A 297-nucleotide genomic window follows, 5' to 3' on the forward strand; every position below is an offset into this window, starting at 1 on the left:
ACGGTCGCCGGCGATAACAGCACTTACAATGCAGGCGATAGCGTCACCATCGCCGGTATTGGGGTGTTGATCTTAAACACCGATGGCAGCTACAGCTTTACCCCGGCTCTGAACTATAACGGGCCGGTGCCAGTGGTGACTTATCTGCTCACCGATGGCCTCAGCAATGACACCTCAACCTTAACCATTTCGGTCACGCCAGAAACCGATCCGTTTGTGGATGCGAACGAAGTGGTCAGCACCGCTGAAGATACGCCGATTACGGGCTCAGTATTGGAAGGCACCTCTTCCGTCGAA

General features: G+C 54.5%; 1 protein-coding gene. It reads left to right on the forward strand.

Annotation, left to right across the window (positions count from 1 at the left end):
* A partial coding sequence (locus IEY18_RS17345) for a cadherin-like domain-containing protein (protein WP_194468935.1) occupies window positions 1-297 on the forward strand: 297 nt, incomplete at both ends.

The sequence above is a fragment of the Shewanella gelidii genome (genome assembly GCF_014647855.1).
GTDB classification, from domain to species: domain Bacteria; phylum Pseudomonadota; class Gammaproteobacteria; order Enterobacterales; family Shewanellaceae; genus Shewanella; species Shewanella gelidii.